16 protein-coding genes are annotated in these 22,643 nt (G+C 59.0%); 10 read left to right on the forward strand and 6 right to left on the reverse strand.

Annotated features, from left to right (window positions below):
• On the forward strand, positions 1–2,236 hold a 2,236-nt coding region (locus AC1QQ2_RS09950), incomplete at its 5' end, for an aldehyde dehydrogenase family protein (RefSeq protein WP_479713000.1).
• Between the two features lie 78 nt (positions 2,237–2,314).
• On the forward strand, positions 2,315–3,349 hold the full coding sequence (gene rsgA, locus AC1QQ2_RS09955) for a ribosome small subunit-dependent GTPase A (RefSeq protein WP_479713001.1): 1,035 nt from the start codon (positions 2,315–2,317) through the stop codon (positions 3,347–3,349).
• A 62-nt stretch (positions 3,350–3,411) separates the two neighbouring features.
• Here rsgA and AC1QQ2_RS09960 read toward each other — a convergent pair whose 3' ends face one another.
• Positions 3,412–5,694, reverse strand: coding sequence for an adenosylcobalamin-dependent ribonucleoside-diphosphate reductase (locus AC1QQ2_RS09960; RefSeq protein WP_249947040.1), 2,283 nt, complete (start codon positions 5,692–5,694; stop codon positions 3,412–3,414).
• Positions 5,695–5,831: 137 nt separating this feature from the next.
• Here AC1QQ2_RS09960 and AC1QQ2_RS09965 point away from each other — a divergent pair, with 137 nt between their 5' ends.
• Positions 5,832–6,263, forward strand: a complete 432-nt coding sequence (locus AC1QQ2_RS09965; protein WP_105234358.1) for a DUF1489 family protein — start codon at positions 5,832–5,834, stop codon at positions 6,261–6,263.
• 6 nt (positions 6,264–6,269) lie between these two features.
• Here AC1QQ2_RS09965 and hisG read toward each other — a convergent pair whose 3' ends face one another.
• The 3 genes from hisG to hisS are packed head-to-tail and all read right to left on the reverse strand — an operon-like array spanning position 6,270 to position 9,537.
• A complete protein-coding gene (gene hisG / locus AC1QQ2_RS09970; RefSeq protein ID WP_249947039.1) occupies positions 6,270–6,962 on the reverse strand; it encodes an ATP phosphoribosyltransferase in 693 nt (230 codons plus the stop codon).
• Positions 6,959–8,044 (reverse strand): ATP phosphoribosyltransferase regulatory subunit, encoded by a 1,086-nt coding sequence (locus AC1QQ2_RS09975; protein ID WP_479713002.1) that lies wholly within the window; start codon positions 8,042–8,044, stop codon positions 6,959–6,961. Before AC1QQ2_RS09975 ends, hisG begins: the two co-directional genes overlap by 4 nt.
• Positions 8,041–9,537: a histidine--tRNA ligase gene (gene hisS, locus AC1QQ2_RS09980; protein ID WP_479713003.1), complete on the reverse strand. Its 1,497-nt coding sequence runs from the start codon at positions 9,535–9,537 to the stop codon at positions 8,041–8,043. Before hisS ends, AC1QQ2_RS09975 begins: the two co-directional genes overlap by 4 nt.
• Positions 9,538–9,651: 114 nt before the next feature.
• Here hisS and AC1QQ2_RS09985 point away from each other — a divergent pair, with 114 nt between their 5' ends.
• Entirely contained in the window at positions 9,652–9,855 is a 204-nt protein-coding gene (locus tag AC1QQ2_RS09985; protein ID WP_105234354.1) for a SlyX family protein, read from the forward strand.
• On the opposite strand, the gene AC1QQ2_RS09990 is transcribed toward AC1QQ2_RS09985, so the two are convergent.
• Together AC1QQ2_RS09990 and dnaE are read right to left on the reverse strand one after the other, a co-directional pair.
• A complete protein-coding gene (locus AC1QQ2_RS09990) occupies positions 9,856–10,710 on the reverse strand; it encodes a hypothetical protein (protein WP_479713004.1) in 855 nt (284 codons plus the stop codon).
• An 85-nt stretch (positions 10,711–10,795) separates the two neighbouring features.
• A complete protein-coding gene (gene dnaE, locus AC1QQ2_RS09995; RefSeq protein ID WP_479713005.1) occupies positions 10,796–14,296 on the reverse strand; it encodes a DNA polymerase III subunit alpha in 3,501 nt (1,166 codons plus the stop codon).
• Between the two features lie 229 nt (positions 14,297–14,525).
• Here dnaE and xdhA point away from each other — a divergent pair, with 229 nt between their 5' ends.
• From xdhA to AC1QQ2_RS10025, 6 genes are read left to right on the forward strand one after another with little or no spacing between them, the layout of a single operon-like run.
• Positions 14,526–15,884 (forward strand): xanthine dehydrogenase small subunit, encoded by a 1,359-nt coding sequence (gene xdhA / locus AC1QQ2_RS10000; RefSeq protein ID WP_479713038.1) that lies wholly within the window; start codon positions 14,526–14,528, stop codon positions 15,882–15,884.
• Positions 15,881–18,217: a xanthine dehydrogenase molybdopterin binding subunit gene (gene xdhB, locus AC1QQ2_RS10005; protein WP_479713006.1), complete on the forward strand. Its 2,337-nt coding sequence runs from the start codon at positions 15,881–15,883 to the stop codon at positions 18,215–18,217. The genes xdhA and xdhB overlap by 4 nt, the downstream gene beginning before the upstream one ends.
• A complete protein-coding gene (gene xdhC, locus AC1QQ2_RS10010) occupies positions 18,214–19,140 on the forward strand; it encodes a xanthine dehydrogenase accessory protein XdhC (RefSeq protein WP_479713007.1) in 927 nt (308 codons plus the stop codon). The genes xdhB and xdhC overlap by 4 nt, the downstream gene beginning before the upstream one ends.
• Positions 19,137–20,654 carry an ABC transporter ATP-binding protein gene (locus AC1QQ2_RS10015; RefSeq protein WP_479713008.1) on the forward strand — a complete coding sequence of 506 codons (1,518 nt, stop codon included), beginning with the start codon at positions 19,137–19,139 and terminating at the stop codon, positions 20,652–20,654. The genes xdhC and AC1QQ2_RS10015 overlap by 4 nt, the downstream gene beginning before the upstream one ends.
• Positions 20,641–21,726 carry an ABC transporter permease gene (locus AC1QQ2_RS10020; RefSeq protein ID WP_479713009.1) on the forward strand — a complete coding sequence of 362 codons (1,086 nt, stop codon included), beginning with the start codon at positions 20,641–20,643 and terminating at the stop codon, positions 21,724–21,726. The genes AC1QQ2_RS10015 and AC1QQ2_RS10020 overlap by 14 nt, the downstream gene beginning before the upstream one ends.
• The gene (locus AC1QQ2_RS10025; RefSeq protein WP_105234347.1) at positions 21,726–22,631 is read left to right on the forward strand and encodes an ABC transporter permease; all 906 of its coding nucleotides are present in this window, start codon (positions 21,726–21,728) and stop codon (positions 22,629–22,631) included. The genes AC1QQ2_RS10020 and AC1QQ2_RS10025 overlap by 1 nt, the downstream gene beginning before the upstream one ends.
• Positions 22,632–22,643: the final 12 nt, after the last annotated feature.

Raw genomic sequence — 22,643 nt, forward strand, 5'->3', positions numbered from 1 at the left:
GTTTACGCCCGCAGGTGAAACCTTTGCCGTGACCGACCCCGCAACGGGCGATGTCATTGCCCACGTGACCCAAGGCACGACCGCCGACGTGGGCAAAGCCGTTGCCGCCGCGAACAAGGCCCAACCAAAGTGGGCGAAACTGTCGGGCCATGAACGCGCCAAACACCTTTACGCCTTGGCACGTCACATCCAGCAACACGCACGGTTCCTCTCCGTCTTGGAAACCATCGACAACGGCAAACCGATCCGCGAAAGCCGCGATATCGACATCCCGCTGGTCGCTCGTCACTTCTACCACCATGCGGGCTGGGCTGAAATTCTGGCAGACGAATTCCCGAACATGGATGCCGTTGGCGTTTGCGGTCAGGTGATCCCGTGGAACTTCCCACTGCTGATGCTCGCATGGAAAATCGCGCCCGCCTTGGCTGCGGGTAACACCGTCGTTCTAAAACCCGCTGAATACACACCGCTGACCGCGCTAGCCTTTGCCCAAATCGCGGCGGAGTGTGGCCTGCCCAAAGGCGTGCTGAACATCGTGACAGGTGATGGCGCAACAGGTGCTGCCATTGTCGGCCATAAGGATATCCAAAAGGTCGCCTTTACGGGATCGACCGAAGTTGGCCGCATCATACGTGACCAGATCGCTGGATCGGGCAAGGCGCTGACACTCGAGCTTGGCGGCAAATCCCCGTTTATCGTCTTTGCCGATGCCGACCTTGATGCTGCCGTCGAAGGCGTCGTCGATGCCATCTGGTTTAACCAAGGTCAGGTCTGCTGTGCAGGCTCCCGCATCCTCGTGGCAGAGGCCGTTGCCCCGCGCTTTACGGCCCTTTTGAAAACCCGCATGGCAAAGCTGCGCGTTGGTGATCCGCTCGACAAAAACACGGATGTCGGCGCGATTGTGCACCCCGTTCAGGCCGACCGCATTCGCGATCTAGTCCAAAAGGGTCAAGACGCAGGTGCTGTTCTACACCAGATCGCCGCACCGCAGGGCTGTTTCTACCCCCCGACCCTCGCGACCGATGTCGAACCCGCGTCGATCCTGTGGGAGGAAGAAATCTTTGGCCCCGTGGTCACGCTCACCACCTTCCGCACGGTGGATGATGCCATAGCACTAGCGAACAACACGCGCTACGGCCTCGCGGCGTCGATCTGGTCAGAGAATATCAACCTTTGCCTCGACATCGCGTCGAAGGTCAAAGCGGGTGTTGTCTGGATCAATGCGACAAACATCTTTGACGCGGCAGCTGGCTTTGGTGGCTACCGAGAAAGCGGGTTTGGTCGCGAAGGTGGGCGCGAGGGGATGCTGTCATACCTCAAACCCACATCCGTCAAATCAGGCAAAGCGGAACCCGCCCCCTCCGCATTGGACGCAGCCGTTGGCCTATCAACGACAGCCGAAGTCGACCGCACAGCCAAGCTCTACATCGGTGGAAAACAAGCACGCCCGGACAGCGGCTATTCCTACACCGTGTCTGGTCCGAAAGGCCCCGTCGGCCTCGCCCCTCTTGGCAGCCGCAAGGACATCCGCAACGCCGTTGAAGCTGCCGCCAAGGCCTCTGGCTGGGGCAAAGCGACAGGCCACAACCGTGCGCAGGTCCTCTATTACATCGGTGAAAACCTCTCGGCCCGCGCGGGTGAATTTGCGGAACGCCTCCAGTCCTTCGGTGCCAACAAAGGCACCGCACAGGCAGAGGTCGAGGCCGCAATTCGCCGTTGTTTCTGGTATGCGGCTCAGGCCGATAAATTCGACGGCGCAGTCCATTCCACCCAGTCGCGCATGGTGACACTCGCTATGAACGAGTCCTTGGGTGTCATCGGGATCGCTTGCCCCGACCGTCATCCACTGCTCGGTTTCATCTCAACCGTGCTGCCAGCTATCGCAACTGGCAACGCCGTGGTCGCCGTGCCATCGCAGACGCACCCACTCGCCGCGACGGATTTCTACCAGATCCTCGAAACCTCTGACGTACCCGCTGGCGTCGTCAACATCGTCACTGGCCCGCGTGAGGAACTCTCCAAAACGCTCGCCCAACACGATGAAGTCGCCGCGATGTGGTATTTCGGAACGGCCGACGGCTGCGCCATGGTCGAAAAAGCCTCGACCGGCAACCTCAAACAAACGTGGACCGAAGTCGCAGGCACCCGTGATTTCGCATCCCCTGCAGGGCAAGGACGCGAATTCCTTGCCCGTGCGACCCAAGTCAAAAACATCTGGGTGCCCTACGGCGAATAATCCCTCAGGTGCAGTCCTTTGATCAGAGGGCTGCACCAAACACTTGCAACACTCGGCAATTCTAGCCATGCAGTGCCTGTGACTATTGCATCTGAATCCCAGTCTGATCGTTTGACCGCCCTTGGGTGGACCTCGTTCTATGTCGACCAAGTGTCCGACGACGAGGCTGGCCTCGTGCCAATGCGCGTCGCGACCGTCCACCGCAGCCGAATGACCGCTACGACAGGGCGGGATTCCACACGTCTGGTTCTGGGCCACAATGTCCGAACGACTGATTTCGCGGTCGGCGATTGGGTCTTGGTCGAACCTGATACCTCGCTTTTGGTGCGCCGCCTTGACCGTCATTCTCTGCTTCAACGCCGCACCGAAGGGGGCCGAGATCACCAGTTGATCGCCGCAAACGTGGATACGCTCTTTATCGTCACTTCCTGCAATGACGATTTTAACCCAGCGCGGTTAGAGCGCTATCTGGCCCTTTCGAACGAAGCAGGTACAACCCCCGTCATCGTTCTGACAAAGGCCGACCAAACCACCGAACTCGACCGATACAAGACCGAGGCCGCAGCCATCCAACGCGACCTGACCGTCGTCACCGTCAACGGTAAATCCCCTGACGCAGCCAAAGTCCTCGCGCCGTGGTGCGGTGCGGGCCAAACAGTTGCCCTGATCGGATCATCTGGCGTTGGCAAATCGACGCTCTTGAACACCCTCGCCGACAAAGCTCCCGATCAGGCCCAAGCCACCGGCGGCATCCGCGAATCCGATGCCAAGGGACGCCATACAACGACCTCGCGGTCGCTCCATTCCATTGAGGGCGGCGGCTGGGTGATCGACACCCCGGGCATGCGCACCCTGCATGTCAGCGATCTGTCTGTCGGCCTCGACGTGCTCTTTGCCGAAATCGTAGAGCAAGCCGACAATTGCCGCTTCCGCAATTGCACCCACGTCCACGAACCAGGTTGCGCCGTCCAAGCCGCCGTCGCACGTGGCGACATCGACGCCGCCCGTTTAGAGCGCTGGCACAAACTCCAAGACGAAAACCGCGCCAACACACCTGTTCAAACGGGTCCGCGCGGGAAGAAGGTCACCAAACCGTCAGGGCGTCGGCGGTAGACAGCACAACGAAAAAGGGCGGCCCGTACAGCCGCCCTTTCGTTATTTCTACATAGCGCAGATCAGCCGCACTTGGAATATCCGCACGACGTGCACGAGGCGCAGCCGCTTTCCATTTTCATGCCGTATTCACCGCAGGATGGGCAGGGTTTACCGCGCGGGGCTTCGCCGACGACCATAACTTCGGCTTGGGGATCGACCTTGAGGTGCTTGCCTTCGCCCTCGATAAAGCCAATCGCCACCATGTGCTGCTCCAGCACACCACCGATCGCCGCAAGGATCGACGGGACGTATTTGCCCTTCATCCATGCCCCACCACGCGGGTCGAACACTGCTTTCAGCTCTTCGACCACAAAGGACACATCACCACCGCGACGGAACACAGCCGACACCATGCGGGTCAGTGCAACGGTCCACGCAAAGTGCTCCATGTTTTTGGAGTTGATGAAGACCTCGAACGGACGGCGGTGGCCTGCGATCACAACGTCATTGACGGTGATATAGATCGCATGCTCGCTATCCGGCCATTTGACCTTGTAGGTGTTACCTTCCAGCGCAGCAGGACGGTCCAGCGGCTCGGACATGTAGATGACTTCCGCATCGGTCGAAGTGGTCTCTGGCGCCTCGGACGGGGTTTTGTCCGACGATTCAGACACCGACAGAACCGAACCCGTCACGTCGTTTGGACGGTAGGTGGTGCAGCCCTTACAGCCGGTCTCGTAAGCTTCCATGTAGACTTCTTTGAACGAGTCAAAGTCGATGTCTTCGGGGCAGTTGATGGTTTTCGAAATCGACGAGTCGATCCATTTCTGCGCAGCCGCCTGCATCCGCACGTGTGCCAGAGGCGCGAGCGTCTGAGCGTTCACAAAGTAGCTCGGCAGTTCTGCGTCTGCGCCGAATTTATCGCGGTAGAGTTTGACCGCGTAATCGACGACTTCTTCTTCGGTGCGCGATCCGTCTTTTTGCAGAACCTTGCGAGTGTAAGCGTAAGCAAACACAGGTTCGATGCCCGACGATACGTTACCAGCATAGAGCGAAATGGTGCCTGTCGGCGCGATTGAGGTCAGCAGCGCGTTGCGGATACCATGCTCTGCGATGGCGTCTTTCACGTCCTGATCCATGATCTTGAGCGAACCAGACGCGAGGTATTTGTCTTTGTCAAAGAGCGGGAACGCACCCTTCTCTTTGGCCAGTTCAACAGATGCGAGGTAGGACGCACGAGCGATCTGTTTCATCCATGCTTCGGTTTGCGCGGCGGCTTCTTCGGTGCCGTATTCCAGACCGACCATCAGCAGCGCGTCAGCCAGACCCGTTACGCCCAGACCGATACGACGCTTTGCCGCCGCTTCTTGGGCCTGCGCCTCAAGTGGGAAGCGCGACGCATCCACAACGTTGTCCATCATGCGCACAGCGGTCGCCACAAGGTCGTCGAGCTGCTCAACATTCAAACGAGCGTCTTTTTCGAACGCGTTCTCAACCAGACGCGCCATGTTGATCGAACCGAGCAGACATGCGCCATACGGCGGCAGCGGCTGTTCACCACAGGGGTTCGTCGCTGCGATGGTTTCGCAGTAGGATAGGTTATTCATCTCATTGATGCGGTCGATAAAGATCACGCCGGGTTCAGCGTAATCGTAGGTCGACTGCATGATGGTGTTCCACAGATCACGCGCGTTGACGGTCTTGTAGACCTTACCGTCGTAGATCAGTTCCCACGATTTATCCGCCTTCACCGCTTCCATGAACGGATCGGTGACGAGCACCGACATGTTGAACATGCGCAGACGTGCAGGGTCGGATTTCGCAGTGATGAACTGTTCGATATCGGGGTGGTCACAGCGCATCGTCGCCATCATCGCACCGCGGCGCGAGCCAGCGGACATGATGGTGCGGCACATCGCATCCCAAACATCCATGAACGACAGCGGGCCAGACGCGTCTGCCGCCACACCTTTGACCAGCGCGCCTTTGGGACGAATCGTCGAGAAGTCGTAGCCGATGCCGCCGCCCTGCTGCATGGTCAGCGCAGCTTCTTTGAGCATGTCAAAAATGCCGCCCATCGAATCTGGCACAGTGCCCATAACAAAGCAGTTGAACAGAGTGACCGAGCGCGCGGTGCCTGCACCAGCGGTGATGCGGCCAGCAGGGAGGTATTTGAAATCTTCCAGAGCGCCGTAGAACTTATCTTCCCATTTTTTGGGGTCTTTTTCGACAGCCGCCAAAGCACGCGCAATTCGACGCCACGAATCCTCAACGGTACCATCCAAAGGTTTGCCGTCGGCATCCTTAAAACGGTACTTCATATCCCAGATTTGTTCGGCAATTGGGGCGGCGAAACGAGTCATTCGGTCAATCCTCTGTCGGCATTCATATGTGGCTGGACCGCATAGATATTGTGATGACACCCGTGAGGCAACACAAAATATTGCCTTGCCCACAGGTTTATTTGCTCTATCTAACTATGCTTCGGAGACCATAAGTTATGACCAAATTTACCCACTTAATCAAGTTATCGGTCGGCACAGAAGGCGTTTCAGACCTTGCTGATTGGCAGAAAACCGTTGCTGCACGGACCTCTGACGGATTGCCGCGCCATGTGACTCGCATGTGGCCGAAACGTGAGGACGAGGTTCTGAACGGCGGATCGATCTATTGGGTGATTAAAGGGGTGATCCTCTGCCGCCAAACGATTCTGCGTTTGGATGAGGTCACTGGGCACGACGGCATCCGCCGCTGCGCGATCGTGCTTGATCCCGAACTGGTCCGCGTTGAACCCACCCAGAAACGTGCGTTCCAAGGCTGGCGCTATCTAAAACCCGAGGACGCCCCCGCCGATCTGGGCCGCGCCAAAGAGGGCGAGGCCGATCTGCCCCCGTCCCTCTCTGCCGCACTGGCCGAAATTGGTGTTCGGTAGGACCGCTTAGATACCCAGTAGGTCTTCGAGCTGCGAAAGAACCAAGCGATCTTCATTCGACCAATCCGCAGAGCGCGATTTGAACAAAGTCGCCTGTGACGAGTGAACTAGCGAATCCGACAGGATCTTTAGGTTATTCGCCCGCAGCGTTTCACCCGTCGACGTGATGTCCGCCACGGCTTCGGCGGTTTCATTGCGAACGGTGCCTTCGGTCGCGCCTTGGCTGTCGACCAACTGATAATCGGCAACGCCGTGTTCACGCAGGAATTCCCGCACGAGGCGGTGATATTTGGTCGCGATCCGCAAACGATACCCATGGGTCCGACGGAACTGAGCCGCCGCAGCATCGAGATCGTCGAGCGTCTCTACATCGACCCACGAGGTCGGAACCGCGATGATCAGATCAGCGCCACCGAATCCCATGCCCGCCAGTTCCGTGACACGGGTTTCCCAGCTCGGCACTTTTTCCCGAACGAGGTCCGATCCTGTGACGCCCAAGTGGATACGCCCAGCGGTCAATTCACGCGGAATTTCGCCCGCTGACAAGAGCACCAGCTCAACGCCGTCGATGCCCTCGACCGCACCAGAATATTCACGTTCCGACCCTGTTTTCTTGAGCGTCAGTCCACGCTCTTCGAACCAGTCAAAGGTCTTATCCATCAACCGCCCTTTGGACGGCACACCGAGCTTGATCGTCATAGCGTATCCCTCAGCGCGAGAACGAGTTCAGGACGGATCACCCCGCCGACCGCAGGCACGGCACGGCCACGACCCAAAACATGGGTCAGCGCATCATACCGCCCACCCGACGCCACAGGTGGCAGATCAGGGCGTTTATCCGCATAAAAGCCAAACACGAACCCGTCGTAATATTCGAGAGTGGTCCGACCAAAGTTGCCTTCGAAATCGAGGGCATCAACGTCGATCCCTGCCTTCGACAGCGCCTCGAGCCGTTGGCTAAACCGCTGAACCGCAGCGCCAATCGACGGCATATCGACCGCGATATCGCGCAGGTGGCTCAGCACATTCGGGGATGTTTCCCGCAGGCTCAGGATTTCGTCCAGCAGAGCAATCTGTTCCGACGCAATCGGAGCCGCCGCCGCATCTTCGCGGAGCGCATCAATGCGGGATTCAACCTCGGCACGGGTCCGAACGCCGTGGCTGGTGTCGATCCCTTTGAACGGATCATCGCTCGCCAACAGCGCAGTGCGCGACGCAGGCACGGGGGTTTTCCCACCAAACCGATCCAATAGCGCACGGAACCGACGCGGACGCCAGATATGACGCAAAAGAGCAGCCTTGCGGGCATCCGTCGTCGAAAGCCCACGCACCGCAGCCATCAAAATTCCCAAATCGCCTGTCGCAGCGCGGACCGGCAAACCTTCAAGAGCTTTGGAAATCAGGGTAAAGACCTCGGCATCCGCATGATTGGGCGCCTTGCCGTCAAAGACCTCATAGCCAACCTGAACATATTCGTTTGGCCGCGACGTGTCGTCTTCCTGCATACGGAACACTTTGCCCGAATAGGTATAACGGGCAGGTTCTGCGTTGGTTTCCATGTGCCACTGCACCACAGGAACCGTAAAGTCAGGGCGCAGCATCATCTCACCGCGCAACCCGTCGTAAGTCACATAGGCGCGGGCACGGATGTCTTCGCCGTAGAGGTCCAACAGCGTCTCAGCGGGCTGGAGGATATCCGTCTCAACGACCTGTGCGCCCTGCGCCTCAAACAGCGCACGAATACGGCGCGCCTCGGCGTTTGCTTGGATCAAGCCTGTCATTTCTTCTGGCTTTCCAAAATCTCACGCACCTTCGCCACCAGATCACCCCGCGGCACTTCGTACTGGCTGGGGCGTTCTTTCCATTCGTCGAGCGTTGCGTTCTGCGCAATCTGCGCACCAAGGATCAGGTCCTTGATCTGCACAACGCCGTTCTCTTTTTCAGAACCACCCTCAATCACAGCGATCGGAGAATTGCGTTTGTCCGCGTATTTCAGCTGGTTGCCAAAGTTCTTGGGGTTGCCCAGATAAACTTCAGACCGAATACCCGCGTTGCGCAGTTCCGCGACCATCGCCTGATAGTCCGCCATGCGGTCCTTATCCATCACGGTCACAACAACGGGACCGATGGCCTCATTGCTCATCCGCCCTTTGGCGCGCAGCGCTGCCAGCAAACGGTCAACACCAATGGAGACACCGGTTGCAGGGACTTCTTGACCCGTGAACCGTTTCACGAGGTCATCGTAACGACCACCGCCAGATACGGACCCGAACTGACGCGGACGCCCTTTTTCGTCGAGGATTTCAAAGGTCAGCTCAGCCTCGAAAACGGGACCAGTGTAGTAGCCAAGGCCACGCACCACCGACGGGTCGATCAGGATACGATCCGATCCATAGCCCTGCGCATCCAAAAGCTCTGCCATATACTCAAGCTCGTTCACACCGTCGTTGCCGACGACGGACGCGCCAACCAACTCGCGCAGACGCGCAGCCGTAGCCGCCCCGCTTTCGCGACGTGCATTCATAAATCCCATGACGATATCGGCCTGTTCGTCCGACAGACCAGCACCCTTGGTAAAGTCGCCAGAGTCGTCCATTCGGCCTTTGCCGATCAGAAGGCGCACGCCCTCCTCGCCGAATTTGTCGAACTTATCGATGGCGCGTAAAACGATGCCACGTTCATCAACGAACTTATCGGGATCGGTCGGGTCCAAAACGCCAGCAACTTCCATCACGCCGTTCAGCACTTTGCGGTTGTTCACGCGCACGATGTAATCACCACGCGGAATACCCACGGTTTCCAGCGTGTCGGACAGCATCGCGCAAATCTCTGCGTCTGCGGCAACGGTCGGCGATCCAACGGTATCCGCATCGCACTGATAAAACTGACGGAACCGACCCGGACCCGGCTTTTCATTGCGCCAAACGGGACCCATCGCATAGCGACGATAAGGCGACGGCAGATCGTTGCGATATTGCGCGGCCACACGCGCCAACGGTGCGGTCAGGTCATAGCGCAGCGCGACCCAGTCCTTTTCATCCTCTTGCCAAGCGAACACACCCTCGTTTGGGCGATCCACGTCAGGCAGGAATTTACCAAGCGCCTCAACGGTCTCAACAGCCGAGGTTTCCAGCGCCTCAAACCCGTAGCGATGATACACTTCGGCAATCTGACCGAGCATATGGCTCCGCTCGGTGACTTCTGCACCGAAGTAATCACGGAAACCTTTGGGCGTTTCTGCCTTGGGGCGGGGCTGTTTCTTTACCTTGGCCATCTTATTCCTCGAGGGTCGGCTATCGGGTCTGCGTTTAACCCGCCAATGGCCTAAGGGCAACGCGAAGGTTGCAGGTTACTGGCGGGGTCACATCAGACGTGCTATCTCGGCGATATGACAAATATTACCGACCTCGAAGAAAAAATCGCTCACCTGACCCGCACCGTCGACGATCTGTCGGATGTTGTGGCCCGTCAGGAACGCGAACTCGCTCTCGTGATGCGCCGCGTTGGCCTGCTGATGGAGCGTGAGGCCGAACGCGAAGCCGCGTCAGGCGACGGCGTCCCACTGGCCGATCAACGCCCGCCGCATTGGTAATCAGTGTTCGTCGATAGCGGCGACATCACCGTTATGCAGCAGGATATTGGTCCATTCGGGATTGGTCCCAAAGGTCTCATACACCGTCATAAACACCGTATTCCGCCCCAGCGCGTCCAGTTGCGCGCCGCAAGGTTCGCCATGCCCCACGCGGCAAACCGATGATTTGATCGCCTCATAAGTGCTGTCGGTGTCCGTATAGGGTAGCGCCGATTCAGGCGTCAGGTAGCGTACCATTTCATGTGTGCCCACGTCGCCGAACATCACAACCGCCGCCGTGACCTGCCGTGCGCAGCCATCCGCGAAACCTGTGATATAATGCGTGCGCGGAACCGACGTGTCACCGCCCGCGTCATAAACCGTGTAACCCGCGACCGATTCCACCTTCTGCCCCATGTCAGAGGTCGAAACCCCACAAACGGGCGCAATCACACCATAGGGAAGGAAAGTCCCAATCGGTACCGCATCGGCTGGCTCTGCTGGTGTTTCAGGTTCATCCGAATTCCGCGCGAACATGCGGCCAAAGAAACCGCCACGAGCCGCAGGAGTTTCGGGATCAAGGTCATCGACTGGCTCAGTTACTTCAACCGCGGCCAATTCGACCTCGGCCTCTGGGGTGTCATCCACCACAACAGCCTCATCAGGTGCATCAGCATTGCCCGCAAATATCCGCCCGAAAAACCCGCGCTTTTCCTCAATATCCTCGGCGACTGTCACATCGGTCTCAGCGGCAATTGCCGCCTCGGGCGCATCGGTGGCCAGTTCGACCTCATCCAGACGACCCACCTTATCCAGCGGGGACATACAGCCCGCCAACAGCCCGACAGAGGCGATAGCAAAAAGGCGGTTTAACATGGCGGGTCCCTTCCGAGTGGTCCCGCGTTTTAACACGATACCCCCGATGGTCCACCCGCGACCTTAGCCGCGGGCAAAAGTGCGCCTAGGCCTCGACCACATCCATGACCCCATCCAAGGACCGCAAGGCGCCTTTGATCTCGGGGTTGATCGGGAAATCTTCGCTCAGATCGATGTCAATTTCGGCAAGGTCGCCAGAGGTCATCAACGTCAGGATCACAGGTCCACGGGCACCACGCAGTTTTTGCGTCTTTGCACCCTCCAGAACCGTGGAAATCGCCGACACCGCCTGAGGTTCGTTCACATAGACCCGCAAGGCCGAGGATGTCAGATCAGAAACCACCGTATCAATCGGCACAATCGACCGCGCCAAAAGCTTTGGCTGGTCAGACTCCATCGTCGCCTCGACCGTCAGAACGACCTTATTGCCCGTCTCCAGATGATCGCGGCACACGTCCAACGTATCCGAGAAAATCGTGACCTCATAAGCCCCCGTCGGATCGGACAATTGCGCAAAGGCAAAACGATTGCCCCGCGCGGATTTGCGTTCCTGACGCCCTGCCACGTGGCCTGCCATTTTGACAACGCAGGCACCGTGTTCAGCCTTCGCCATCACTTCGTCGAGCGACAGAACCTGATTGCGTTTCAGCGCCGTCATGTAGTCATCCAGCGGGTGACCTGACAGATAAAAACCAATCGCCTTATATTCCTCGGCCAGTCGCACCGCAGGCAGCCAGTCGGGCGTATTCGCCAATCGTGGCTCTGGCAGGTCGTCGCCCGCCTCACCAAAGAGCGAAACTTGGTTCGATGTCTTTTGATCCTGAATAGCGGCCGAATAACCGACCAAGGCCTCTAGGCTGTCAAAGACCCGCTTGCGGTTGCTGTCTAACTGATCAAACGCCCCTGCCCGTGCGAGCATCTCGAGCGGACGTTTCCCGATCCGTTTCAGGTCACACCGCCGCGCGAAATCAAACAGCGTCGCAAAGGGTTTATCACCGCGTCCCTCGACCACCAGCCGCATTGCATCCGCGCCCACGTTTTTCAACGCGCCCAGCGCATAGACGAGTTTTTGATCGACCACGTCAAACGTCGCGAGACTGCGGTTCACGCAGGGCGGGATATAGTCGATCCCAAGCCCCTTTTTCACCTCTTGGAAATAGATCGACAGCTTGTCGGTCAGGTGAATATCGCAGTTCATCACGCCGGCCATAAACTCGACCGGATGGTTCGCCTTGAGCCATGCTGTCTGATACGACACCACCGCATAGGCCGCCGCGTGGGATTTGTTAAAGCCGTAGTTCGCGAATTTTTCGAGAAGGTCGAAAACTTCCGATGCCTTCTTTTTATCGACACCGTTCTTTGCCGCGCCCTCTTCGAATTTCGGACGTTCGGCGTCCATCGCCTCTTTGATCTTTTTACCCATCGCACGGCGAAGCAAGTCCGCGCCGCCAAGCGAGTAACCCGCCATGACCTGCGCGATCTGCATCACCTGTTCCTGATAAACGATGATGCCCTGCGTTTCGGCGAGGATGTGGTCAATGGTCGGGTGGATCGACTCGAGTTCTTTGCGACCGTGTTTCACATCACAATAAACGGGAATGTTCTCCATCGGACCCGGACGATAGAGCGCCACAAGCGCCACGATGTCCTCGATACAGGTCGGCTTCATCCGTTTTAGGGCGTCCATCATACCCGTGGATTCCACCTGGAACACCGCGACCGTTTTCGCAGCCGAATAGAGCTTGTAGGTCTTTTCATCCTCAAGCGGGATGGCGTTGATCTCGTTCTCTGCCCCTTCGGCAGGTTCATAAAGCTGCGTGCCATCCGCCGCGACATGCAGCGGGCGACCCGATTTAAAGATCAAATCCATCGCAGACTGAATGACGGTCAGGGTCTTTAGGCCCAAGAAGTCGAACTTTACGAGCCCCGCCTGTTCAACCCATTTCATGTTGAACTGGGTCGCAGGCATGTCAGAGCGCGGATCCTGATAGAGCGGCACCAAGGCATCCAACGGACGGTCCCCGATCACGACACCCGCCGCGTGGGTCGATGCGTTCCGCAACAGGCCTTCGATCTTGGTCCCGTAGGTCAAAAGCCGATCAACGACTTCTTCGTTGCGGGCCTCTTCGCGCAGGCGTTCTTCTTGGATCAGGGCCTGTTCGATGCTGACAGGTTTCACACCCTCGACAGGGATCATCTTGGACAGACGATCCACCTGCCCGTAGGGCATTTGCAACACCCGCCCAACGTCGCGCACCGCAGCCTTAGACAACAGCGCACCAAAGGTGATGATCTGCCCGACTTTGTCACGGCCATATTTCTGCTGCACGTAGCGGATCGTTTCTTCGCGACGATCCATGCAGAAGTCGATGTCGAAGTCAGGCATCGACACACGTTCGGGATTAAGGAAGCGTTCGAACAGAAGGCTATAGCGCAGCGGATCAAGGTCGGTGATCGTCAGCGCATAAGCCACAAGCGAACCCGCACCCGAACCACGGCCCGGACCGACCGGGATGCCGTTATCCTTGGACCACTTGATAAAGTCAGCAACGATCAGGAAGTAGCCAGGGAATCCCATCCCCTCGATGATATCCAACTCAAAATCGAGCCGTGCCTGATACTCCTCAACCGTCACCGCATGAGGAATAACCGCCAGTCGTGCCTTCAAACCCTCATTGGCCTGACGACGCAGTTCAACAACCTCATCATCGGCAAACTTCGGCAAAATCGGGTTGCGTTTGTAGGCCTTGAACGCACAGCGTTTCGCGATCTCGACCGTGTTTTCCAGCGCCTCGGGAAGATCGGCAAAGAGGGTCGCCATCTCTTCGGGCGATTTGAAATAGTGCTGAGGGGTCAGCCGCCGACGCGGTTCGGCCTGATCGACATACGCCCCCTGCGCGATACAGATCAGCGCATCGTGTGCCTCATAAATGTCAGGCTTCGGAAAATAGACATCGTTGGTCGCGACGAGCGGCAATTCCATAGCATAGGCCATTTCAATATGACCGCGCTCTGACAATTGCTCTGCTTCGGGCAGACCGTCTTCTTGGGGGTGGCGCTGAAGTTCGACATAGAGGCGATCAGGGTAAATCCCTTTCATTTGCGACAGCAACGCCTCAGCCTTACCACGCTGACCTGCCCGCAAAAGACGCCCAATCGGACCATCAGGTCCACCAGACAAACAAATCAACCCTTCGGAATACCTTTCAAGGTCCGCGACCTCGACCTGCGGCAACCGCCCACCAGCGTCCACATAAAGAACGCTGTTCAGTTTCATCAGGTTTTCATACCCGCGCTCTGACTGGGCCAGCAGCACAATCGGCGCTGGATCATCGGGACGCTTTCCCGGTTCGGGCGTGGTATAAGCCAGATCGACCTGACAGCCGATAATCGGCTGGATACCTGCCCCGCTCGCGTATTCGGAAAACTCCAACGCGCAGAACATGTTATTCGTATCGGTCACAGCGACCGCGGGCATGTTCATATCCGCCGCCATGCCTGACAACTTTTTCACCCGCACCGCCCCTTCAAGGAGCGAATATTCCGTGTGAACGCGAAGATGGATGAATCGTGGCTGGCTGGTCATGTGGCTAGGATATGGCCAGCGTTGGGGATGTAAAAGCATCAAATGCACGCAATTTCACCGCGCAAATTTTGGGCAACTGACGCAAAGGACGGCAGGTTACAACACAAAATTCTTGCCAACTGAGGAAAGCATCGCTTTGATCAGAGGGATAAAGAGAGTGGGCCTCTACGCCGCATCGATGCCCAATGACATTCTCTGGACCTTTGGTAAGGCGGCAGGTCAAGACCCTATGGAGGTATCGTTTCTTCTCAACGGAGAGACAGTCCTTGTCTCGCAACCCGCGACACGGACCCTACTCGATTGGCTGCGCGAAGATCGCAGCCTCACAGGAACCAAGGAAGGCTGTAACGAAGGCGATTGTGGTGCCTGCACGGTCGTCGTGCAAGATGGCACTTCTGTGCGTGCCCTGAACGCCTGCATCCTGTTCCTGCCCCAACTGAACGGCAAAGCTGTCCGCACGGTCGAGGGCATCGGCAAAGACGGACTACACGCCGTTCAGCAGGCTTTGGTTGATCAACACGGCAGCCAATGCGGGTTCTGCACACCGGGGTTTGTGGCCTCTATGGTCGCGGGTCACGCCCAAGGCCGCACCGATCACGACACCGTCCTTGCGGGCAACCTCTGCCGCTGCACGGGCTACGCCCCGATCATCCGCGCCGCCCGTTCCGCCGAGGGCGCCGCCCTGCCAGAGTGGTTGAAACGGGACGCCGAATGGGTCGCAGCACAACAGCCGACAGGCCCTGCGCCGAAAACCAGCGACGACCTCGCCGCGCTTTACCTCGCCAATCCTGACGCGACGCTCGTGGCAGGGGCAACGGATGTGGGGCTTTGGGTGACCAAACAGCTCCGCGATCTGGATCAGGTGATTTTCCTCAACCAATGCGACGACCTGAAAACCGTTGAGGTCACGGACACCGCGATCCGCGTCGGTGCGGGTGTCTCAATGACAGATGTTCGCACCCTTATGGCCGAACACCACCCCAGCTACGCCGAAATGATCCGCCGCTATGGGTCCGAACAGGTCCGCAACGCTGCCACAATCGGCGGCAACATCGCAAACGGATCGCCCATTGGTGACAACCCGCCTGCCCTTATCGCGCTGGGCGCAACGCTGCACCTGCGCAAAGGCGACACCCGCCGCGACCTCCCGATCGAAGACTTCTTTATCGAATACGGCAAACAGGACCGCGCAGCTGGCGAATTCGTCGAGGCCGTAACGATCCCGAAGTCCGCCCCAGACCTGCGGTGTTACAAGCTCTCCAAACGGTTCGACCAAGACATCTCTGCCGTTTGCGGATGCTTTAACATCACAGTAAGCGATGGAAACGTCACAGCCGCACGCATCGCCTTTGGCGGGATGGCGGGAACGCCGAAACTGGCCAGCGCTACGATGTCCGCACTGATCGGGCAACCTTGGACCGAGGCCACATTGGATGCCGCCTGCGATGCGCTCGGCACCGATTACAGCCCAATGTCCGATATGCGCGCCTCCGCCGCCTACCGACTAGAGGCCGCCAGAGGCATGTTGCGCCGCTATTTCGCGCAGTCCTTTGGCCTGCCGACCAACGTGTTGGAGGTCGAGGTATGACCGTTCGCCAACCCCTCCCCCACGATAGCGGCCCGCTCCATGTCACTGGCTCTGCGCGGTATATCGACGACATCCCCACGCCGCGCGATTGCTTGCACATCGCATTTGGTCAGTCGCCCAAAGCGCGCGGAACGATCACCTCGCTCGACCTTTCAGCCGTTAAATCAGCCACAGGCGTCGTCGCCGTCCTCACCGCCGATGACCTGCCGTTTTCAAACGATGTTAGCCCGTCGATCCACGACGAACCCTTGCTCGCTGTTGGTCAGGTTCACTACGTCGGCCAACCGATTTTCATGGTCGTCGCCGATAGCCACCTGAACGCCCGCAAAGCGGCCCGTCTGGCTAAAATCGAGATCGCAGAAGAAAAACCGATTCTCTCGGTCGAGGACGCGATGGCGGCTGGTAGCTTCTTTGAAGGTGGGCCGCGCACGTGGTCCAAAGGCGATGCGAAGGCCGCGATTGAAACTGCCCCCCGCCGCCTGACTGGTCAGTTCGACATGGGTGGGCAGGAACATTTCTACCTTGAGGGTCAAGCAGCCCTCTCCCTCCCCCAAGATAACGGGGACATGGTCGTTCACAGTTCGACCCAGCACCCGACCGAAATCCAACACAAGGTCGCCGACGCGCTGGGCGTGCCGATGCATGCGGTCCGCGTCGAATGCCGTCGGATGGGCGGCGGCTTTGGCGGCAAAGAAAGCCAAGGCAACGCGCTCGCCGTTGCCACAGCCGTTGCAGCCCGTCTAACCGGCCGCGCTTGTAAAATGCGCTACGACCGCGACGACGATATGGTGATCACAGGCAAACGCCATGATTTTCGGATCGGCTATGAGGTCGGCTTTGACGACAAGGGTCGGATCAAGGGGATCGCCTTTACCCAAATCACCCGCGGTGGCTGGGCGCAGGATTTAACGGGGCCGGTCGCGGACCGTGCGATGCTGCATTCAGACAACGCCTATCTTCTGCCACACGCAACCATCACGTCCTATCGCCTGAAAACCAACATGCAGTCCGCCACCGCATTCCGTGGCTTTGGTGGTCCGCAGGGTGTTCTGGGCATTGAACGGGTGATGGACCACATCGCGCATGACCTCGACATGGACCCCGTTGAGGTGCGCCGCCTGAATTACTACGCCCCAGCCAAAGGCGCCGAAGCCAAAGCGATCGGCACAGGCAAACCCTTTGGGGCCGAGTTTTCACCCAAAACCCATCGGCCAGAACCGAACACCACGCCCTATGGGATGGAGGTCAAAGATTTCCTCCTCCACTCCATGACGGAACGGCTGCTCGAAACGTCTGACTATAAAAACCGCAAGGCGCAGATCGCGGCGTGGAATGCGAACTCTCCGGTCCTGAAACGGGGCATCGCATTTAGCCCTGTAAAGTTCGGCATCTCCTTCACCCTCACCCACCTGAACCAAGCAGGCGCTCTGGTCCACGTTTACCAAGACGGCTCCATCATGCTGAACCACGGCGGGACAGAGATGGGTCAGGGCCTGTTCCAGAAAATTGCCCAAGTCGCCGCCGCGCGGTTTGGCGTCTCAACGGAAACCGTCAAAATCACCGCGACCGACACGGCGAAGGTTCCGAACACTTCGGCCACCGCTGCCTCCTCTGGGTCCGACCTCAACGGCATGGCGGTCCTCGCCGCCTGCGATGCCATCCGCACCCGCATGGCAGAGTTCTTGGGCCAAGGCGCGTCCGTCGCATTCGCGGACGGTATGGTCACGTGGGACGGCCAATCCATCACCTTCGCCGAGGCTGCGATGCGGTGCTATCAGGCCCGCGTTGGGCTATCCGCCACAGGGTTCTATAAAACCCCAGACCTCTCGTGGGACCGCGAGGCTGGCAAAGGGCGACCGTTCTTTTACTTTGCCCACGGTGCATCCGTCACCGAAGTCGTCATCGATACGCTCACAGGTGAAAACCGTATCCTGCGGGCGGACGTTCTGCACGATGTCGGCGCATCGCTGAACCCCGCGCTGGACAAGGGCCAAGTCGAAGGCGGCTACGTTCAAGGCGCAGGCTGGCTCACCACCGAAGAACTGGTTTGGGATGACCACGGTCGGCTGCGCACACACGCGCCCTCGACCTACAAAATCCCTGCCTGTTCCGACCGACCGCCCATATTCAACGTAGACCTCGTCGACGGCGAAAACCCCGAAGCCACGATTTACAGGTCCAAAGCCGTGGGCGAGCCGCCGTTCATGCTGGGCATCTCGGCCTTCCTTGCGCTCTCGGATGCTGTCGCCGCTTGCGGGGATCGCTATCCTGACCTCGACGCTCCCGCCACACCAGAGCGTATCCTAATGGCTGTGAAACGGGTGCAGGCGTGACGTTCGACCTGACATACTTGCGCCACTGCGCAGCGCGTGGCCCCTTTGCCCGCGTGCTTGTGACGCGCACGGCGGGTTCGGTGCCGCGTGAGGCGGGAACCTCGATGGTCGTTTGGCAAGACGGGCAAGACGGCACCATCGGCGGTGGTCGGCTAGAGTGGGACGCGGTGCGCGATGCCCGCGCTATGATTGGGCGCGGCGGGATCAGCGAACGGACTTACCCGCTTGGCCCTGAACTGGGGCAATGCTGCGGGGGTTCCGTGACCTTGGTGATTGAGGTCTTTGACGCGCAGTCGCTGCCCAGCGAATTGCCCTACGCGCGGCCCCTTCGCCCCGCATCGACGTTACCCGCGAAAATGGCCAATCGGCTGGCCACCATGCCACCGCAACTGGTGCCCCTGATCGTCGAGGGTTGGCTGATCGAAACCGCCCCTGTCCAAACTCGTGACCTCTGGGTCTGGGGCGCTGGCCATGTTGGACGAGCGCTGGTCAATGTCCTCGCGCCGCTGCCCGACCTTTCGATCACATGGGTCGACATCGCCCGCGATCGGTTCCCCAAAACGATCCCCGCAGACGTGACAAAGGTCATCGCCGCCGATCCGCCCCTCTTGGCCGCCCATGCGCCGAAATCGGCAGAGCACATCATCCTGACCCATAGTCACCAAATCGACCTCGACCTATGCCATGCGCTTTTGTCGCGCGGATTTTCTGCGCTTGGGCTCATCGGGTCGGCCACAAAATGGGCACGCTTCCGTAACAGACTGACATCATTGGGTCATTCACCTGCACAATTTTCGCGCATTGCCTGCCCAATAGGCGATCCGACGTTAGGAAAACACCCACAGGCGATTGCCTTGGGGGTTGCCACACGCCTGCTTGCGCGGGCAGATAGCGACCAAGACAAAGAAACGGGGACAACGTGACGCTTCTCGACCTACAGGGATTGACCAAAGCCTATCCGGGCGTCGTCGCCAACAGCGACATCAGTTTTGCCATTGGCAAAGGCCAAATCCACGCGCTCCTCGGTGAGAATGGCGCGGGCAAATCGACGCTCGTCAAAACGATCTACGGCCTCGTTCGCCCCGATGCTGGCACCATGACGCTAGAGGGTTCGCCCTTTACCCCAACTGATCCCCGCGCCGCACGCGCCGCTGGTATCGCTATGGTTTTCCAGCATTTTTCCCTGTTTGATGCCCTGACCGTCGCGGAAAACATCGCCCTCGGTATGGAGAATCCGCCGAAACAACGCGAGCTCGCTCAGCGCATCCGCGAGGTATCAGAAAACTACGGCCTGCCACTGTCGCCCGACCGCATCGTCGGTGATCTGTCGGCGGGTGAACGTCAGCGGGTCGAGATCATTCGCTGCCTACTCCAAGACCCGAAACTCCTGATCATGGACGAACCGACCAGTGTTCTGACCCCTCAGGAGGTAGAGATTCTCTTTGGCACCCTCCGCCTTTTGGCGTCCGAGGGAACGTCGATCCTCTACATCTCGCACAAGCTCGAAGAAATCCGTGCGCTCTGCGAACACGCAACCGTTCTGCGTCTGGGCAAGGTCGTCGGCACCTGTGATCCCCGCGAAACCACCAGCCGCGATATGGCGGAACTGATGGTGGGCACCACGCTGATGACGCCGAAACGCGATGGCGAAGCACTGGGCGACGATGTTCTGGTGATCGAGGGCCTTACCGCCCCCGCCCCGCATCAATTCGGCACCGCCCTGAAAAACATCTGCGTTTCTGTGAAATCAGGTGAAGTCCTCGGCATCGGCGGTGTTGCAGGCAACGGTCAGGACGAACTCGTCGCGGCGCTCTCTGGTGAAATGCCGGTCGACGCTGCGATGGTGGCGCTCGACGGTCAGGCCATTGGCGACCTCGACCCGAACACACGCCGCAAAATCGGCCTCTGCGCCGCGCCCGAGGAACGCAACGGTCACGCCGCCGCCCCCGATATGACGCTCACAGAAAACGCGCTCATGACGGCAAAGACGCGGTTGGGCCTTTCGAAAAACGGCTTCCTTGATTGGCCGAGCGCCCGCGACTTTGCCCTCTCTGTGATCGAAGGTTTTGACGTGCGGACCCCTGGTCCAGAGACCGCGGCCCGTGCGCTTTCTGGCGGCAATCTCCAGAAATTCGTGATCGGGCGGGAAATCCTACAAAAGCCGCGCGTTCTGGTCGTGAACCAGCCGACATGGGGCGTTGATGCCTCTGCCGCCGCTGCGATCCGTCAGGCGCTCTTGGACCTCGCGGGCGAAGGCTCTGCCGTTGTTGTTATCTCCCAAGACCTCGACGAGATTTTGGAAATCGCCGACCGTTTTGCTGCCCTGAACGAAGGCACCCTGTCCCCCGCCGTGCCTACCGCTGGCCTCACGATGGAGAGGATCGGTCTAATGCTCGGTGGCGCACATGATATGGAGGCCGCTCATGTTGAGGCTTGAGAAACGGCCACAGCCGTCGAAAAACTGGTCCTATGGCGCACCACTCCTCGCTGTGGTGCTGACCATCATCCTCGGGATGGGGCTCTTCGCGATCTTGGGCAAAGACCCCGTCATCGCAATCAAAACCATCTTCTGGGACCCAGTCTTTGGCCAGTTCGCGCATTTCTACCGCCCAGAGGTGGTGAAAAAGGCGGCCCCCCTTGTGCTGATCGCCGTGGGCCTGTCGTTCGGATTCCGTGCAGGCATCTGGAACATCGGTGCCGAAGGACAATACATCATCGGTGCGATCTGCGGCGCTGGCGTAGCACTGGCGGTCTACCCTTATGACACCCGCTGGGTTCTGTTCCCGCTGATGATTATCGCGGGGGCCTTGGGTGGGTTCCTCTGGGCGATGATCCCCGCGCTCCTTCGTGTGTTCTTTAAGACCAACGAAATCCTTGTGTCGCTCATGCTGGTCTATGTGGCCGAAGTGTTGATCAAGGCCTTCTCAATCGGCCTATTGCGCAACCCCGAAGGCTACGGCATGCCGGGCAGCCGCAACCTGCGCCAATATCCCGCCGCCGCAAACCTCGACCTGATCAGCGGGACGGGTTTCCACTGGGGCGCATTGACCGCCGTCTTTGCCGTGGTCGTGGCCTATGTCATGTTCACCCGTCACCAGTTCGGCTTTAACGTCCGCCTCGCAGGGCAAAGCCCCCGTGCAGCTGGCTTTGCTGGCGTGAACGCGAACAAGCTGATCATTGTCTGCCTCGGCCTTTCTGGCGCGATGGCTGGCCTTGCAGGTTTGTTCGAGGTCGCTGGCCCCTCAGGTCAAATCCTCGGGTCGTTCCCGTCCTACTATGGCTTTACCGCGATCATCGTGGCCTTCCTCGGACGCCTAAACCCCATCGGCATCCTGCTCGCGGGGCTGTTGATGGCGCTGACCTATATCGGGGGTCAAGCCGCCGAAGCCCAACTGAACCTCCCCTCAGCCGCGATCCTGACGTTCCAAGGGATGCTGCTGTTCTGCCTCTTGGCCGTGGACGTTCTGACCAACTACCGTTTCAAAATCGGCAAGGCAGAGGTGCGCTAATGGATATCAACCCGATCCTCCTACTTGCGGCGCTTATGGTTGCGTCGACCCCGATCCTCTTGGCTGCGATTGGCGAATTGGTCGTCGAACGCTCTGGCGTCCTGAACCTCGGCGTTGAGGGGATGATGATCGTTGGCGCGGTCTGCGGCTATATAGCTGGCCATTCCAGCGGGAACCCCTACCTCGGGTTTGTCGGCGCTGCAGCGGCGGGCGCGGCTTTGTCGCTGATCTTTGCCGTGTTGACCCAGTTCCTGCTGACCAATCAGGTTGCAACGGGACTTGGCCTGACGATGTTCGGTCTAGGCCTGTCATCGCTGATCGGTCAAGGCGCGAAAGGGTCGCCAGATCTGACCGTTTCCAAGCTTCACATCCCGCTGCTCGCTGATATTCCTGTCATCGGCCCGATCCTGTTCCAGCACGATGTGATGGTCTACCTCAGCGTCGCCATCGTCGCGGGCGTCTGGGCCTTCCTCAAATACTCGCGCGCAGGCCTGATCCTTCGGGCAGTTGGCGAAAACCACGATGCCGCCCACGCGCTGGGATATAACGTCCGCGCCGTCCGCGTCCTTGCCATCATGTTCGGTGGAGCCTGTGCGGGCCTCGCGGGTGCCTACATCAGCCTCGTGCGTGTGCCCCAGTGGATCGACGGTATCACCGCTGGCGCTGGCTGGATCGCGCTCGCCATCGTCGTCTTTGCCAGCTGGAAGCCGTGGCGTTTGATCGCAGGTGCCTATCTTTTTGGCGGGGTTACTGTCCTTCAGCTTAACTTGCAGGCTGAGGGCTTGAAAATTCCTGTAGAATATTTGTCGATGGCACCATACCTCGCGACTATCGTCGTCCTCGTGATGATCCGCGCAGGACGTGCGCCCGCATCGCTGGGCAAATCTTTCCACCCCTCGACCTGAGGGACGAAAACT

This window comes from Aestuarium sp. (assembly GCF_023253315.1).
Lineage (GTDB): Bacteria > Pseudomonadota > Alphaproteobacteria > Rhodobacterales > Rhodobacteraceae > Marivivens > Marivivens donghaensis.

Bases quoted from the DNA above. Each gene is read 5' to 3' on its own strand.
- AC1QQ2_RS09960 (WP_249947040.1), bottom strand. From the start codon at position 5,694: ATGACTCGTTTCGCCGCCCCAATTGCCGAACAAATCTGGGATATGAAG.
- AC1QQ2_RS09965 (WP_105234358.1), top strand. From the start codon at position 5,832: ATGACCAAATTTACCCACTTAATCAAGTTATCGGTCGGCACAGAAGGC.
- hisG (WP_249947039.1), bottom strand. From the start codon at position 6,962: ATGACGATCAAGCTCGGTGTGCCGTCCAAAGGGCGGTTGATGGATAAG.
- AC1QQ2_RS09975 (WP_479713002.1), bottom strand. From the start codon at position 8,044: ATGACAGGCTTGATCCAAGCAAACGCCGAGGCGCGCCGTATTCGTGCG.
- hisS (WP_479713003.1), bottom strand. From the start codon at position 9,537: ATGGCCAAGGTAAAGAAACAGCCCCGCCCCAAGGCAGAAACGCCCAAA.
- AC1QQ2_RS09985 (WP_105234354.1), top strand. From the start codon at position 9,652: ATGACAAATATTACCGACCTCGAAGAAAAAATCGCTCACCTGACCCGC.
- AC1QQ2_RS09990 (WP_479713004.1), bottom strand. From the start codon at position 10,710: ATGTTAAACCGCCTTTTTGCTATCGCCTCTGTCGGGCTGTTGGCGGGC.
- dnaE (WP_479713005.1), bottom strand. From the start codon at position 14,296: ATGACCAGCCAGCCACGATTCATCCATCTTCGCGTTCACACGGAATAT.
- xdhA (WP_479713038.1), top strand. From the start codon at position 14,526: ATGGAGGTATCGTTTCTTCTCAACGGAGAGACAGTCCTTGTCTCGCAA.
- xdhB (WP_479713006.1), top strand. From the start codon at position 15,881: ATGACCGTTCGCCAACCCCTCCCCCACGATAGCGGCCCGCTCCATGTC.
- AC1QQ2_RS10020 (WP_479713009.1), top strand. From the start codon at position 20,641: ATGTTGAGGCTTGAGAAACGGCCACAGCCGTCGAAAAACTGGTCCTAT.
- AC1QQ2_RS10025 (WP_105234347.1), top strand. From the start codon at position 21,726: ATGGATATCAACCCGATCCTCCTACTTGCGGCGCTTATGGTTGCGTCG.